Annotated in this window: 9 protein-coding genes and 1 pseudogene; 8 read left to right on the top strand and 2 right to left on the bottom strand. The window is 41.2% G+C overall.

Annotated elements, in window-relative coordinates; translation table 11 throughout:
• Positions 1 to 5: 5 nt before the first annotated feature.
• Positions 6 to 1,103, top strand: coding sequence for a glycerate kinase (locus HT691_RS03555; RefSeq protein ID WP_172925252.1), 1,098 nt, complete (start codon positions 6 to 8; stop codon positions 1,101 to 1,103).
• Here HT691_RS03555 and HT691_RS03550 read toward each other — a convergent pair.
• On the bottom strand, positions 1,100 to 1,546 hold the full coding sequence (locus HT691_RS03550) for a YueI family protein (RefSeq protein WP_000131076.1): 447 nt from the start codon (positions 1,544 to 1,546) through the stop codon (positions 1,100 to 1,102). The two genes, HT691_RS03555 and HT691_RS03550, sit on opposite strands and share 4 nt — an antisense overlap.
• Before the next feature lie 162 nt (positions 1,547 to 1,708).
• Between HT691_RS03550 and eno the strand changes: the two genes are divergently transcribed.
• A complete protein-coding gene (gene eno, locus HT691_RS03545) occupies positions 1,709 to 3,013 on the top strand; it encodes a surface-displayed alpha-enolase (RefSeq protein ID WP_023934475.1) in 1,305 nt (434 codons plus the stop codon).
• Positions 3,014 to 3,786: 773 nt separating this feature from the next.
• Entirely contained in the window at positions 3,787 to 5,064 is a 1,278-nt protein-coding gene (gene ltrA, locus HT691_RS03540; protein ID WP_172921630.1) for a group II intron reverse transcriptase/maturase, read from the top strand.
• 83 nt (positions 5,065 to 5,147) lie between these two features.
• On the opposite strand, the gene HT691_RS03535 is transcribed toward ltrA, so the two are convergent.
• Complete coding sequence (locus tag HT691_RS03535) at positions 5,148 to 5,507, bottom strand: tyrosine-type recombinase/integrase (RefSeq protein WP_078929799.1); 360 nt, start codon at positions 5,505 to 5,507, stop codon at positions 5,148 to 5,150.
• A 105-nt stretch (positions 5,508 to 5,612) separates the two neighbouring features.
• On the opposite strand from HT691_RS03535, the pseudogene HT691_RS03530 reads away from it, so the two are divergent.
• From HT691_RS03530 to HT691_RS03510, 5 genes and pseudogenes are all read left to right on the top strand, one after another.
• Positions 5,613 to 5,768: pseudogene (locus HT691_RS03530) on the top strand (diacylglycerol kinase family lipid kinase); the annotation flags it as partial.
• A 197-nt stretch (positions 5,769 to 5,965) separates the two neighbouring features.
• Positions 5,966 to 9,241 (top strand): ATP-dependent nuclease subunit B, encoded by a 3,276-nt coding sequence (gene rexB, locus HT691_RS03525; protein ID WP_172921631.1) that lies wholly within the window; start codon positions 5,966 to 5,968, stop codon positions 9,239 to 9,241.
• Entirely contained in the window at positions 9,238 to 12,888 is a 3,651-nt protein-coding gene (gene addA / locus HT691_RS03520) for a helicase-exonuclease AddAB subunit AddA (protein WP_172921632.1), read from the top strand. The genes rexB and addA overlap by 4 nt, the downstream gene beginning before the upstream one ends.
• A 151-nt stretch (positions 12,889 to 13,039) precedes the next feature.
• Positions 13,040 to 14,218 (top strand): hypothetical protein, encoded by a 1,179-nt coding sequence (locus tag HT691_RS03515; protein WP_138700698.1) that lies wholly within the window; start codon positions 13,040 to 13,042, stop codon positions 14,216 to 14,218.
• A 238-nt stretch (positions 14,219 to 14,456) separates the two neighbouring features.
• Positions 14,457 to 16,475 (top strand): YSIRK-type signal peptide-containing protein (locus HT691_RS03510; RefSeq protein WP_172925251.1); only part of this gene is annotated, 2,019 nt, incomplete at its 3' end.

The raw sequence follows: 16,475 nt of genomic DNA, 5'->3' as shown, positions 1-16,475 counted from the left end.
TGAAAATGATTGAGTATAAGGAAAGCTTGACAGCTCAACAGGTAGCTGAAGCAATAAAAAGAGGCTTCCAACAATCGATAGCAGATGTAGAATGTCTCCTCTGCCCTGTTGGTGATGGGGGAGAAGGTACTGTAGATGCTATCCGACATTCTCTTGACCTAAAAGAAAAATGGATCCAAGTGACAGACCCTTCTGGACAAAAAGAAGCCATGCGCTATTTTCAAAAAGGGGAACTGGCACTATTTGAAGTAGCTGACTTGGTTGGTCTTGGAAAAATTCCGCTAGAGAAACGAAATCCACTTCAAATCCAAACTTGTGGTATTGGAGAGTTGATTCTCCATCTCATTTCTAAAGGGATTAAAGATATTTATATCGGTGTTGGTGGCACGGCCAGTAATGATGGAGGACTGGGGATTGCTGCTGGTTTAGGTTATCAATTTTATGATAGGGACGGAAATGTCTTGCCTGCTTCCGGTCAATCCTTATTAAACTTAGCTTCTGTTTCAACAGAAAATCGCTATAAAATTCCTGAAGGTGTTCAAATTCATATTTTATCAGATGTCGTGAGTCCCTTATGTGGTCATCAAGGTGCGACTTACACTTTTGGCAAGCAAAAAGGCCTAAATCTTACTATGTTTCCAGTCCTAGATCAAGCAATCCAAGACTTTTATGAAAAAGTCTCACCTGCAATATTGCAAATTAAAGGAGCAGGAGCTGGTGGAGGCATTGCTGGCGGTTTGTGTGCCTTTGCTCAGGAAAATATCGTGTCGGGAATTGATACCTGCTTGAACTTAATCAACTTTGATAAGAAAGTTTCAGATGCTGACTTGGTGATTGTTGGAGAAGGAAGACTTGACAGTCAAAGCTTTGCTGGGAAAGCGCCTATAGGTGTTGCAAAAAGAACCCCTGTTGGAGTTCCTGTTATTGCTATTTGCGGTAGTCTTGCTGAAGATTTACCTCCCCTACCATTTGAAAATATCCAAGCTGTCTTTTCTATTTTGGAGAAAAGTGAACCTTTAGAAGATAGTTTGAAAAATGCCAGTCTCTATCTGGAGCGCATGGCTGCCAATATTGGGCACTTATTAAATATGTGCAAGATTTAGCTAAACCATTTCTTCCATAAGGATGTTTTGGCTGGTTCTTCCTTTTTAACTTCCCAAAGTTTTGGAAAAGCAAGTCGAAGGTCTTTTTCTTCTACTTGAACGGGTGCATTGCTATGAATAACCAGGCCGAAAGGAGAAGTAATATGCTCTTCAGATACTATGGTGGCTTGACTATCAGTTTCTTTTGCTTCTTTTAAGTAGAAAACTTGCTTATCAAATTCGATAGTTGGTGAAATCTTCACAAATAGTGGCTCTGCTTTTTCCTGAAGGTTTTCTAAAATAAATAAAAAGCCTTTTTCTAACTGAGGGCTATTTGCTGTGTCAATATCTACATATCCAAGAACTCTTTCCTCAAAAGTACCAAGATAGCGTCTTTGCTCATCCGGATTTATTTTTAACCCACCATGAGCTTTTTCAAGTAATTGTTTTGATAAATCTGTCATGAAAACAGTATATCATAAAAGTTAGAATAAAACAGACAAAAGAAAGCGATTACTTTATAAAGTTAAGGAAAATTTGCACAAAGATAACGTTTTTTCTTGAAAAAGGAGGGCTTTTAAGGTATTATAGAGGTGTAAAAAATTTAACTCAAAGGAGAGTAAAAAATGTCAATTATTACTGATGTTTACGCTCGCGAAGTCCTAGACTCACGCGGTAACCCAACACTTGAAGTAGAAGTTTACACTGAATCAGGTGCTTTCGGACGTGGTATGGTTCCATCAGGAGCTTCTACTGGTGAACACGAAGCAGTTGAACTTCGCGACGGTGACAAATCTCGTTACGGTGGTCTTGGTACACAAAAAGCTGTTGACAACGTAAACAACATCATTGCTGAAGCGATCATTGGCTACGATGTACGTGATCAACAAGCTATCGACCGTGCTATGATCGCTCTTGACGGTACTCCTAACAAAGGTAAATTGGGTGCAAACGCAATCCTTGGTGTGTCTATCGCTGTAGCTCGTACTGCCGCTGACTACCTTGAAATCCCACTTTACAGCTACCTTGGTGGATTCAACACTAAAGTTCTTCCAACTCCAATGATGAACATCATCAACGGTGGTTCTCACTCTGACGCTCCAATCGCTTTCCAAGAATTCATGATTGTACCTGCTGGTGCGCCATCATTCAAAGAAGCTCTTCGTTGGGGTGCTGAAATCTTCCACGCTCTTAAGAAAATCCTTAAATCACGTGGTTTGGAAACTGCCGTAGGTGACGAAGGTGGGTTCGCTCCTCGTTTCGAAGGAACTGAAGACGGAGTTGAAACTATCCTTGCTGCTATCGAAGCTGCTGGATATGTTCCTGGTAAAGACGTATTTATCGGATTTGACTGTGCTTCATCAGAATTCTACGATAAAGAACGTAAAGTTTACGACTACACTAAATTTGAAGGTGAAGGAGCAGCTGTACGTACTGCTGCAGAACAAATCGACTACCTTGAAGAATTGGTTAACAAATACCCAATCATCACTATTGAAGATGGTATGGATGAAAACGACTGGGATGGTTGGAAAGCTCTTACTGAACGTCTTGGTAAGAAAGTACAACTTGTTGGTGACGACTTCTTCGTAACAAACACTGACTACCTTGCACGTGGTATCCAAGAAGGTGCTGCTAACTCAATCCTTATCAAAGTTAACCAAATCGGTACTCTTACTGAAACTTTTGAAGCTATCGAAATGGCTAAAGAAGCTGGTTACACTGCCGTTGTATCACACCGTTCAGGTGAAACTGAAGATTCAACAATCGCTGACATCGCAGTTGCAACTAACGCAGGACAAATCAAGACTGGTTCACTTTCACGTACAGACCGTATCGCTAAATACAACCAATTGCTTCGCATCGAAGACCAACTTGGTGAAGTAGCAGAATACCGTGGATTGAAATCATTCTACAACTTGAAAAAATAAAGTAGTTCAGTAAACTATTTTATCCCGAACCTTGAAATTCAAAAGTTCGGCCGTTGATTTAACAACGTTTCTAGCCCCTCGGATTTTATCCGAAGGGCTATTTTTGGTACGACGGGCATGTCGTGCATCTGAGGTGTAAGTCCTCGGTGGGCACCTGCTACCGGTGAACCCAGTAGCGATTCCCAAGCCTGACTATCGTGAGGTAGCGGATTAAAACGGTCTGGGGATAGACCGTTTTAAGTCTGACGCTGGAAATAAGAATCGTCAGAGGAAGGGATAGCGAAATCGTGGCTCTACGAACAGGAACGTGATAGTAAGGCGTATATAGCGGATAAGGGGGCCAGAAACTCTAAAGTCCAAAAAGGTAGTCGTAACCCATATGCGTAAATCACGGGAGTAATTGAATTCACTCTAACCTTTTAACGTCCTCATATCTTGTATAAACGAGGAAAGATGTAGGACTTATCCCGTGAGGTCTCATGAGCGCTGAAAGCGTAGTAACAAGGAATCATGAGAAGTCAGCCGAACCCATAGTAGTGAGGAAACTTCTGTAATGGAAGTGGAGCGAAGGGGTGAATACTCAAACAGTCTGGGGAGAGACTGTTTGAGGTCTGTCGCTAGAAAGAGAAAACGACAGATCGAAGTAATCCTACTTTACTTGTGTCTGTAAAACGAACGGTCTGATAGAACTGGACTCTGTCACGTATTGACTAGATGAAGGTTCACCAATATAAGATATCCCTCAGGCACCAAAACAAGAAAGGAATAGGCACATGTCAAAATTGCTAGATAAGATAGTATCACGCGAAAATATGCTGGAAGCCTACAATCAAGTAAAATCCAATAAAGGCTCAGCTGGGATTGATGGAATGACTATCGAAGAGATGGATAATTATCTCAGACAAAACTGGCGCTTGACTAAGGAGCTGATAAAACAGAGAAAATATAAGCCTCAACCAGTTCTTAGAGTTGAGATTCCTAAACCAAACGGAGGTATCCGTCAACTAGGAATTCCAGCAGTTATGGATAGAATGATTCAACAGGCCATTGTTCAAGTCATGAGCCCTATTTGTGAACCTCATTTCTCAGATACGAGTTATGGCTTTAGACCAAATAGGTCATGTGAAAAAGCCATCAGGAAGTTCTTAGAGTACTTAAATGACGGCTATGAGTGGATAGTGGATATAGACCTAGAGAAATTTTTCGATAGGGTTCCTCAAGATAGATTGATGTCCTTAGTACATAACATAATCGAAGACGGAGATAGGGAATCCTTGATTCGTCAGTATCTTCATTCAGGTGTTATCATTAACGGTCAACGTCATAAAACGCTAGTTGGCACACCACAGGGAGGAAATGTATCTCCTCTCTTATCCAATATCATGCTTAATGAATTGGACAAGGAATTAGAAAAGAGGGGACTTCGATTTGTGCGCTACGCAGATGATTGTGTGATGACTGTCGGAAGCGAGGCAGCCGCTAAGCGTGTGATGTATTCAGTCAGTCGTTTTATTGAGAAACGGCTAGGTTTGAAAGTAAATATGACCAAGACTAAGATTACCAGACCAAGAGAGCTGAAATACTTAGGTTTTGGGTTCTGGAAATCATCAGATGGTTGGAAAAGTCGTCCACATCAAGATAGTGTTCGGAGATTTAAGTTTAAATTGAAGAAACTAACACAGAGGAAATGGAGTATAGACCTAACAAGACGTATTGAGCAACTGAATTTGTCCATTCGAGGATGGATAAACTATTTCTCATTGGGAAATATGAAAAGTATTGTCACCAGCATAGATGAGCGCTTGCGTACTCGCCTACGAGTGATTATCTGGAAGCAATGGAAGAAGAAATCGAGACGATTATGGGGATTGCTTAAGTTAGGAGTTCCTAAATGGATAGCAGATAAGGTATCTGGCTGGGGCGACCATTATCAATTAGTAGCTCAGAAGTCGGTACTTAAACGTGCTATATCAAAACCAGTCCTTGAAAAACGTGGACTGGTTTCGTGTTTGGATTATTACCTTGAACGACATGCGTTAAAAGTTAGTTGAACCGCCGTATGCCGAACGGCACGTACGGTGGTGTGAGAGGGGCTAGAGATTATCCCCTACTCGATTTTGAGAGGCAAAACTTTTTAAAAAATCTTTTTCATAACTTTATCCAGTACATTGATTGCTTCATCTTTCATGTTCTTTGTGACGTGGGTGTAGATGTAAGTAGTGACTTCAGAGTCGGAATGACCAACCCCGTCCGTGATTGTTTTTAAAGGAATTTTATTTTCTGCTAAGATGCTAATAGTGGTGTGTCTGAAGATGTGAGGGGACAGATGTTTGGGAATTGGTTTTTTAAGGCGTTCGTTTGCTCGCTGGAGAGACTTGCTCAAGACGGAACTATGAACTGGTTTTCCTGTATTGGTAACAAAAATACGGTCGCTTTTGTGCCAATTCTTATCGGTTGTTTCTCTTAGACGATTTATAGTAGGTTGAAATAATATACGAACAGCTTGATTAGGGAAATCAAATTAATTTCTAGAAATATTTTAGCATCCACGGTGTACTATTCTAGTTTCAATTTACTATAGTTCAATCATTCTATCAAGAATATTGAATATATAAAAGCGCGTACTATTAAAATTTCTTCTGATATCGAATTAGAGTCGGATGTCGATGGCGATAAATCAGATAATCTACCAGTCGACATCAAGGTACTAGGACAACACATTGAAGTGTATTCCGTACCTAAGAAACAATCATAAAACTCAAAGCCTTGTTACCGAGGCTTTTTTTATTATGTGATTTTCAGTAGGCAGATTTATTCTATATACAAGTAAAGCTAAGTATTTAATATTTAGCAGATGATGAAGAAAAGAATGGATGGCCTAAATATTTTAACAGATTTACGAGACTAATCATGGTATAATATAGGGTAATGAAAAATTCCAACGAGGCAGAGATGAAATTACTTTATACTGATATTCGGACTTCTTTGACTGAAATTCTAACCAGAGAGGCGGAGGAGCTAGTTGTTGCTGGCAAGCGAGTCTTCTACATCGCTCCCAACTCTCTTTCTTTTGAAAAGGAACGCGCCGTGCTGGAATGCTTGTCCCAGCAGGCTTCTTTTGCGATTACCGTCACGCGCTTTGCTCAAATGGCTCGTTACCTAGTCTTGAATGACTTGCCTGCCAAGACTAGTCTAGATGACATCGGTCTTGGGATGGTCTTTTACAGATGCCTTGCGGAACTCGATCCCAAGGAATTACGTGTTTATGGCGCTATCAAGCAGGATCCTCAATTTATCCAGCAGTTGATTGAATTGTACCACGAGATGACGACTGCTCAAATGAGTTTTTTGGACTTGGAGAGTTTGACGGATGAGGACAAGAGGGCCGATTTACTCTTGATTTTTGAGAAGGTAACGGCTTATCTCAATCAAAGCCAGTTGGCTCAGGGAAGTCAGTTGTCCCATTTGATTGAGGCTATCGAGAATAACAAGGTAAGTAGTGATTTCACTCAAATTGCCTTGGTTATTGACGACTTTACCCGTTTTTCTGCCGAAGAAGAGCGAATTGTGGACCTACTTCATGGCAAGGGAGTTGAGATTGTTATTGGGGCTTATGCTAGTAAGAAAGCTTATGCCAGTCCTTTTAGAGAGGGCAATCTCTACCAAGCTAGTGTGGAGTTTCTCCATCATCTGGCCTCTAAATACCAAACGCCTGCTCAGGACTATTCTCAAACTCATGAGAAGATGGATAGCTTTGACAAGACCTCTCGTTTGTTGGAGTCTTCTTGTGACTTTTCAGAACTCGCTTTGGATGTCGATGAGAAGGACCGTGAAAACTTACAAATCTGGTCTTGTTTGACGCAAAAGGAAGAGTTGGAGTTGGTAGCCCGTAGCATCCGTCAGAAATTACATGAGAACTCAGACCTGAGTTACAAGCATTTTCGTATTCTCTTGGGGGATGTAGCGTCTTATCAATTATCTCTTAAAACTATTTTTGACCAGTATCAGATTCCTTTCTATCTAGGCAAAAGCGAATCCATGGCCCACCACCCTTTAACTCAGTTTGTCGAATCTATTTTGGCTTTAAAACGCTATCGTTTCCGTCAGGAGGATTTGATTAATCTCCTCAGAACAGGTTTGTATACCGACCTTAGTCAAGCTGATATTGACTCATTTGAGCAATATATCCGCTATCTTGGTATCAATGGCTTGCCAGCCTTTCAGCAAACCTTTACCAAATCCCACCATGGAAAATTTGATTTAGGGCGTTTGAATGCCCTTCGTCTGCGTATTTTAACACCGCTTGAAACCCTCTTTGCTAGTCGAAAACAAAAGGCTGAAAATCTCTTGCAAAAGTGGAACTCTTTTCTAAAAGAAGGAGTTGTGACCAAGCAGTTACAAGATTTGACAGCAACTATGGAAGCTGTAGAACAGGAAAGACAAGCCGAAGTTTGGAAGGCCTTTTGCCATATTTTAGAACAATTTGCGACTGTTTTTGCTGGTTCACAGGTTAGTCTGGAGGATTTCTTGGCCTTGCTTCATTCTGGAATGAGTCTATCTCAATACCGTACCATTCCAGCGACAGTGAACACCGTTCTGGTGCAGAGTTACGATTTGATTGCACCACTGACTGCTGACTTTGTCTATGCCATTGGGCTGACTCAGGACAATTTACCAAAAATCGCGCAAAATACCAGTCTTTTGACAGATGAAGAAAGACAAAACATAAACCAAGCGACCGAAGAAGGCGTTCAATTACTGATTGCCAGCAGTGAAAATCTCAAGAAAAATCGCTACACTATGCTTTCTTTGGTCAATTCTGCCCGTAAGCAATTAGTTTTGTCGGCTCCAAGCCTTTTTAATGAAAGTGAAAGCAAGGAGTCAGCCTATCTTCAAGAACTAGTCCATTTTGGATTTAGGCGGAGAGAGAAGAGGTTGAATCACAAATGGCTGTCTAAGGAAGATATGGGGTCCTATCACAGTCTTTTGTCTAGTCTGGTTGCCTATCACCAGCAGGGCGAGACGAGTGATAGGGAGCAAGATTTGACCTTTGTCAAGGTTCTGGCACGTGTCATGGGTAAAAAACTAGACCAAAGAGGCCTTGCAAATCCTGCCCTTCCAACAAGTCCAAGCAGCAAGCCCTTGACCAAGGATACCTTGCAGGCTCTTTATCCTGCTAATCAGGAGTTTTACCTGTCTACCTCTGGTTTGACGGAGTTTTATCGCAATGAATACAGTTATTTTCTTCGCTACGTTTTAGGCTTGCAAGAAGAATTACGCCTGCGTCCTGATGCCCGCAGTCACGGAAATTTCTTGCACCGCATTTTTGAACGTGCCTTGCAGTTGCCTGACGAAGATTCCTTTGACCAACGTTTGGAACAGGCTATCCAAGAAACCAGTCAGGAACGGGAATTTGAGGCTATTTATCAGGAAAGTTTGGAAGCCCAGTTTACAAAGGAAGTTTTGCTTGATGTGGCACGGACGACTGGCCACATTCTCCGTCACAATCCAGCTATTGAAACCATCAAAGAAGAGGCGAATTTCGGTGGGAAAGAGCAGGCCTTTATTCAATTGGACAATGGACGCAGTGTCTTTGTACGAGGCAAGGTTGACCGCATTGACCGATTGAAAGCTGATGGGGCGATAGGAGTAGTAGACTACAAGTCTAGTCTGACCCAGTTCCAATTTCCTCATTTCTTTAATGGTCTTAATTCCCAACTGCCAACCTACCTAGCTGCCCTAAAAAGAGAGGGGGAGCAGAACTTTTTCGGTGCCATGTACTTGGAAATGGCTGAACCTGTTCAATCTCTGTTGACCGTTAAGAATTTGGCAGGTGCAGTAGTAGAAGCCAGCAAGTCTATGAAATACCAAGGACTCTTTTTAGAAAAAGAAAGCAGTCATTTGGGCGAATTTTACAATAAAAATAAGTCTAATCAGCTGACAGATGAGGAATTCCAGCTCCTACTGGACTACAATGCCCATCTTTACAAGAAAGCAGCTGAGAAGATTTTAACAGGCCAGTTCGCCATTAATCCTTATACCGAAAATGGCAGAAGCATTGCCCCCTACGTCCAGCAACATCAATCCATCACAGGTTTTGAAGCCAATTACCACTTGGGTCAAGCCCGTTTCCTAGAAAAGTTGGACCTAGCTGATGGCAAGCGTCTGGTCGGAGAAAAACTCAAGCAAGCTTGGTTTGAAAAAATAAGAGAGGAGTTGAATCGATGAAGCCTATTCCCTTTTTAACTGAGGAGGAAATTCAAAAACTGCAAGAAGCAGAAGCAAATTCGAGCAAGGAACAAAAGAAAACTGCCGAGCAAATCGAAGCTATCTACACTTCTGGTCAAAATATCCTTGTCTCAGCGTCGGCTGGTTCTGGTAAGACTTTTGTCATGGCCGAGCGTATTCTGGACCAATTGGCGCGTGGTGTCGAAATTTCTCAACTCTTTATCTCAACCTTTACCGTCAAGGCTGCGACTGAACTCAAAGAACGCTTGGAGAAAAAAATCAGCCAACAAATCCAAGAAAGCGATGACGTTGACCTCAAACAACACTTGGGTCGCCAGTTGGCAGACCTACCCAACGCAGCCATCGGAACCATGGACTCTTTTACACAAAAATTCCTTGGTAAACATGGCTATCTGATTGATATTGCACCTAATTTCCGTATTTTACAAAACCAAAGCGAGCAACTCCTTCTAAAAAACGAAGTCTTCCACGAGGTCTTTGAAGCCCATTACCAAGGTAAGCAGAAAGAGACCTTTAGTCATTTGCTGAAAAACTTTGTTGGACGTGGAAAAGATGAACGGGGGCTGCGCCAGCAAGTCTATAAAATTTATGACTTCCTCCAATCCACCAGTAATCCTCAAAAGTGGCTGAGTGAATCTTTCCTCAAAGGTTTTGAAGAGGTTGATTTTACCAATGAAAAAGAAAAACTGACTGAGCAAATCAAACAAGCCCTTTGGGATTTGGAAAGCTTTTTCCGTTATCATCTGGATAACGATGCCAAGGAGTTTGCAAAGGCTGCCTATTTAGAAAATGTTCAGTTGATTCTGGATGAAATTGGCTCCTTAAATCAAGAGTCCGATAGTAAGGCTTTTCAATCAGTGCTTGCGCGTGTTGTCGCAATTTCGAAAGAGAAAAACGGCCGAGCTCTGACCAATGCGAGTCGTAAGGCTGATTTGAAGCCACTGGCCGATGCCTACAACGAAGAGAGAAAGTCCCAGTTTGCTAAACTAGGACAACTGTCAGACCAGATAACGATTCTCGACTATCAAGAACGTTATCATGGAGACACTTGGAAACTAGCTAAAACCTTCCAAACCTTTATGAGCGATTTTGTGGAGGCTTATCGTCAGCGTAAACGTCAGGAAAATGCCTTTGAATTCGCTGATATCAGCCATTACACCATTGAGATTTTAGAGAAATTCCCGCAAGTCCGTGAAGCTTATCAGGAGCGTTTCCACGAAGTCATGGTCGATGAGTATCAGGATACCAACCATATTCAAGAACGAATGCTGGAATTGCTGTCTAATGGCCACAATCGCTTTATGGTGGGAGATATCAAGCAGTCCATCTATCGTTTCCGTCAGGCAGACCCGCAGATTTTCAATGAAAAATTTCAACGCTATGCGAAAAATCCACACGAAGGCAAGCTGATTTTGCTTAAAGAAAATTTCCGTAGTAGTTCAGAAGTGCTATCAGCAACCAATGATGTTTTTGAAGGTCTTATGGATCAAGAGGTCGGCGAAATCAACTATGATAACATGCACCAGCTTGTTTTTGCCAATACCAAACTGACTCCCAATCCAGACAACAAGGCCGAATTTCTCCTCTACGACAAGGACGATACAGGTGAGGAAGAAGAGAGTCAAACAGAAACGAAACTAACAGGCGAAATGCGCTTAGTTATCAAGGAGATTCTGAAACTTCATCAGGAAAAAGGTGTTGCCTTTAAGGAAATTGCCCTTCTGACCTCTAGTCGTAATCGTAATGACCAAATTCTACTTGCCCTGTCTGAGTACGGGATTCCTGTCAAAACTGACGGAGAGCAAAACAATTATCTCCAATCCCTAGAAGTGCAAGTCATGCTAGACACCCTTCGTGTCATTCACAATCCCCTGCAAGACTACGCCTTGGTTGCCCTTATGAAGTCTCCAATGTTTGGTTTTGATGAGGATGAGCTAGCACGTTTGTCCCTTCAGAAAGCAGAGGATAAAGCCCACGAAAATCTCTATGAGAAACTGGTCAATGCACAAAAAAAGGCAAGTAGTCAAAAAGGCTTGATTCACACAGCTCTAGCTGAAAAACTAAAGCAATTCATGGATATCCTAGCTTCTTGGCGCCTGTATGCCAAAACCCACTCTCTCTATGACTTGATTTGGAAGATTTACAACGACCGTTTTTATTATGACTATGTTGGGGCTTTGCCAAATGGTCCTGCTAGACAGGCCAATCTCTATGCACTAGCACTTCGTGCTGATCAATTTGAAAAGAGCAATTTCAAGGGCTTGTCTCGTTTTATTGGTATGATTGACCAAGTTTTAGAAGCCCAGCACGATTTGGCAAGCGTTACAGTTGCACCACCTAAGGACGCAGTAGAGCTCATGACTATCCACAAGAGTAAAGGGCTAGAGTTTCCTTACGTCTTTATTCTCAATATGGATCAAGATTTCAACAAGCAAGACTCTATGTCAGAAGTCATTCTCAGCCGTAAAAACGGTCTAGGTGTCAAGTATATTGCCAAAATGGAGACTGGAGCAGTGGAAGATCACTATCCTAAAACCATCAAACTCTCCATTCCTAGCCTGACCTATAGGCAGAACGAAGAGGAATTACAGCTAGCAAGCTATTCAGAGCAGATGCGTCTCCTTTATGTTGCCATGACGAGGGCTGAGAAAAAACTCTATCTTGTCGGCAAGGGTTCTCGTGAAAAGCTGGAAGCCAAGGAATACCCAGCAGCTAAAAATGGAAAACTAAATAGCAACACTAGACTTCAAGGCAAGAATTTCCAAGATTGGATTTGGGCTATCAGTAAAGTGTTTACTAAGGACAATCTCAACTTTAGTTATCGTTTTGTTGGAGAAGATCAGTTGACTAGAGAAGCCATCGGAGAGTTGGAAACCAGGAGTCCACTCCAAGATAGCTCCCAAGCAGACAATCGTCAATCAGATACCATCAAAGAAGCCCTTGAAATGCTGAAAGAAGTGGAAATTTATAATACTCTTCACCGCGCAGCCATTGAACTTCCTAGTGTTCAAACCCCAAGTCAAATCAAGAAATTCTACGAACCAGTTATGGATATGGAAGGTGTCGAGATTGCAGGTCAAGGCCAGTCAGTAGACAAGAAAATTAGTTTTGATTTACCAGATTTTTCAAGCAAAGAAAAGATAACAGGAGCTGAGATTGGTAGTGCTACCCACGAACTCATGCAGAGAATGGATCTCAGCCAGAGACCAACGCTTGCTAGCCTAACAGAAACACTCAAACAAGTTCAAACTAGCCAAGCTGTCAGAGACAAGATCAATCTTGATAAAATTCTTGCTTTCTTTGACACAGCACTCGGTCAGGAAATTATCGCTAATACCAACCATCTTTATCGCGAGCAACCTTTCTCCATGCTCAAACGAGACCAAAAGAGTCAGGAAGACTTTGTTGTCCGTGGAATCTTGGACGGCTATCTGCTTTATGAGGATAGAATCGTTCTGTTCGACTACAAGACAGACCGCTATGATGAACCAAGTCAACTCGTAGACCGCTATCGTGGTCAGTTAGCTCTATACGAAGAGGCTTTATCACGAGCCTATTCGATTGAAAATATTGAAAAATACTTGATTTTACTCGGTAAAGACGAGGTTCAAGTTGTAAAAGTATAATTTATACTCTTCGAAAATCTCTTCAAACCACGTCAGCTTCATCTGCAACCTCAAAANNTTATCTACAACCTCAAAGCTGTGTTTTAAGCAGCCTGCGGCTAGCTTCCTAGTTTGCTCTTTGATTTTCATTGAATATTAGAAAGGAGACCTCATGACACTTCCAGTTAGAAAATCCCTGTATGATGCAGTTTTACAGGCTTCAAAAGCGGATACTTGGGAACAAGCTACCAAGGAATGGAATGAAGTTTCCTTGATTTTTAACGGTATTGGCCGTAGCAATTGTGTCTGTGGAAATGCCATCAAGTACGCCTACGAACTCTTTAACGGTGTCACAGGCCAACGCCTCTTTCCAATTGGTAGCGACTGTGTTAGGCATTTTCATCGATTGTCCCTTGACCAGCAACTGGAAGAGGAAGAAAAACTGCTCAGAAAGGTTGAAAATCTGACCAGAAAAGCCCATAAAAAGGAGAAAATCAAGGTCAATAAAAGTGACTTTGACGAGCGACTTTTAAAATGGCTCTGGGAAAAAGATGTTTTCAAACCCAATCGTGGCAATCAATTTGCACCTGAGAGAGACTACCAGCTTTTCCTAGAAATCTTTCAAGGAGGAAGTTGGACCAAGGCGGAGCCAAAGAAAAAAGCTCGGATGGAAGAAGTCCTTGAAAAGTGTATCAAACCCTTTTTACTTGGGAAATCGGATGACCAACTCTACCTTGTCAAGCTAGGCAAGGAGAAAATTGACTACGAACAAGAACTTCGTATCCAGGCAGAGAAAGAACGCAAGAAGAGGGATAAAATCGCCAAGCAATATGCAGACAATCTGGTTCTAGCCATGGGACCCGCAGAGCGTGCTTATCAAGATTACTTTGGCTTTACAGAGACCCTGACTCAAGAAGAACGCAAGTGGGAAAAAATTCTTTTTGGTAAAAATAGAGCAGAACGAGCTATCAAGGCCAAACAATACCAAAAAGAGCTGGAAAAAGACCAACGAATTGCCAGTCAGGATCCAATTGAAAGAAAGCAGAAGCAGACTTGGCTCCTCAATTCCTATTTTCGTGAGCTTCCTGAAGAAAAAGCTCGATTTTCTAGGCTCTTATTAGAATATCGAAAAAGTGGTGAAGTACCCTTTTCAACTGAATACCTGTCAGATCATCTCATCGACTTTTTCTATAAAATGAAAGCCTTTGAATTTGAAATCGCACCAGAACAAGTCCGAGATTTTCTAAAAAAAAGCCTGCAGGAAGACCATCGCTCATCAGCACAAGGAAGCTGGATAGAAGGAATTCTCCTCAACTGCCTCAAACCATTTTTAGAACGATTAGTGATATGAGTAACACCTGCCGTGGAAATTTCATGGTAGGTTACATTTTATCCAAAAAATAATAGGGAATTGCAAAACTACTACTTGGTATTTTATATATAAAAAAAGTATGAAAACGCAACTCAATTTTAAGACTTTTTGCTAAATAAAGAGTATAATTAAAGTATGTTCCCTTTTTTATAGATAGTACACTAATATAAAAAAGTTAGACTTACATATTTTTAAAATTTTATTTCAAGGAGGAATAATGGAAAAGTATTTTGGTGAAAAACAAGAACGTTTTTCATTTAGAAAATTATCAGTAGGACTTGTATCTGCAACGATTTCGAGTTTGTTTTTTATGTCTGTATTAGCTAGTTCATCTGTGGCAGCTCAAGAGACCAAAGGTGTTCACTATAAATATGTGACAGAGTCAGAGCTATCATCAGAAGAAAAGAAGCAGCTTATATATGATATTCCGACATACGTGGAGAATGATGATGAAACTTATTATCTTGTTTATAAGTTAAATTCTCAAAATCAACTGGCGGAATTACCAAATACTGGAAGCAAGAATGAGATGCAAGCCTTAGTTGCTGGTGCTAGCTTAGCAGCTCTGGGGATTTTAGTTTTTGCTGTTTCCAAGAAAAAAGTTAAGAATAAAACGGTATTGCATTTAGTATTGGTTGCAGGGATAGGAAACGGTATTCTAGTATCAGCCCATGCTTTAGAAAATAATCTTTTACTGAATTACAATACGGACTATGAATTGACCTCTGGAGAAAAATTACCTCTTCCTAAAGATATTTCAGGTTACACTTATATTGGATATATCAAAGAGGGAAAAACGACTTCTGATTCTAAGGTAAGTAATCAAGAGAAATCAGTAGCCACTCCAATAGATCAACAAAAGGTAGATTATACGATTGCACCGAATTTTATAGAGAATCCATCAAAAATACAAGTGATTAACGGACAGTATGAGGCTGTTCCAGAATTTAGGGATGGACAAGTTGGAACTGTAGCTACAGAGTCCGCTGAAACTAAAGCTGATACATTATCTAGTGATATGAACTCAGAAGTGGAAAGTCACTCTACACCTCCAACCGTAGATTCTTCTCAGAACGGAGAGAATCTTGGAAAACAGAAAGAAGATGCAACTCCAGTCGAGAAGCCAAAAGAAGTAGAAGAAACAAACAAACCTGAAAAAGATGAGTCAAAAGACGAAACTTCAACAAAACCTGAAAATTCTGGTAATGCAATAACAGAAGAGAATGGGCAAACAGTACCAACTGAATCTAATCAAGGTGATACAAATAAAGTTGGAGAGTCAAATAAACCAGAAAATAATGACTCCAAAAATGAAACTTCAGAAAAAACTGTAGAAGAAGTTCCAGTAAAACCAAATGAAGGCACTACAGAAGGAACCTCAAATCAAGAAGCAGAAAATCCAGTTCAACCTGCAGAAGAATCAACAACAAACTCAGGAGAAGATGCAACTCCTAAGTCAGGAGAAAAATCAGGAGAGACTAAAGAAGAATCTACAGACGCTTCAGAAGTTCCTTCTGCAACTCCAGTCGAGAAGCCGAAAGAACAAGAACTAGAAAAAACTGTAGAAGAAGTTCCAGTAAAACCAAATGAAGGCACCACAGAAGGAACCTCAACTCAAGGAGCAGAAAATCCAGTTCAATCTGCAGAAGAATCAACAACGAATTCAGAGAAAGTATCACCAGATACATCTAACGAAAATACTGGGGAAGTGTCCAGTAATCCTAGTAATTCGACAACCTCAGTTGAAGAAACAAACAAACCTGAAAAAGATGAGTTGAATGTCGAGCTTGGTAAAGAATCTGGCACGAAAGAATCTGACAAGTATCAGAATGCAGACCAAGCTAAGCGTACTGCCTACGATCAAGCACTTGCGGCAGCGAAAGCTGTAGCAGCTAAAGAAGGTGCAAGTCAAGCAGGGATTGACCAAGCTAAGAATGACCTAGTGGCAGCTGCGGCAGCCTTGAATGGACAAGGGACTGACAAAGAGCCATTACGAACAGCCGCAACAACAGATGCGACAGCTACCAAAGAGACAGCTAAGTATCAAAATGCAACAGCAGACAAGAAAAAAGCTTATGATGCAGCATTAGAAGCCGCTCAAAAAGTTCTAGCAAAAGCAGGAGCTACACAAGCAGAGGTGAATGCAGCTAAGCAAGCAGTAGAGGATGCAAAAGGCCAATTGGATGGAGTGGCAAGCGACAAGTCTGCCTTGAATGCCGAGCTTGGTAAAGAATCT

The organism is Streptococcus sp. 477 (assembly GCF_013277295.1).
GTDB classification, from domain to species: domain Bacteria; phylum Bacillota; class Bacilli; order Lactobacillales; family Streptococcaceae; genus Streptococcus; species Streptococcus pseudopneumoniae.
This window is presented reverse-complemented; position numbering and strand designations above follow the sequence as displayed.

What these genes read in the sequence shown, in the direction of transcription:
- eno (WP_023934475.1), top strand. Translation starts at nt 1,709, where the DNA reads ATGTCAATTATTACTGATGTTTACGCTCGCGAAGTCCTAGACTCACGC.
- HT691_RS03550 (WP_000131076.1), bottom strand. Translation starts at nt 1,546, where the DNA reads ATGACAGATTTATCAAAACAATTACTTGAAAAAGCTCATGGTGGGTTA.
- ltrA (WP_172921630.1), top strand. Translation starts at nt 3,787, where the DNA reads ATGTCAAAATTGCTAGATAAGATAGTATCACGCGAAAATATGCTGGAA.
- rexB (WP_172921631.1), top strand. Translation starts at nt 5,966, where the DNA reads ATGAAATTACTTTATACTGATATTCGGACTTCTTTGACTGAAATTCTA.
- HT691_RS03515 (WP_138700698.1), top strand. Translation starts at nt 13,040, where the DNA reads ATGACACTTCCAGTTAGAAAATCCCTGTATGATGCAGTTTTACAGGCT.
- addA (WP_172921632.1), top strand. Translation starts at nt 9,238, where the DNA reads ATGAAGCCTATTCCCTTTTTAACTGAGGAGGAAATTCAAAAACTGCAA.
- HT691_RS03555 (WP_172925252.1), top strand. Translation starts at nt 6, where the DNA reads ATGATTGAGTATAAGGAAAGCTTGACAGCTCAACAGGTAGCTGAAGCA.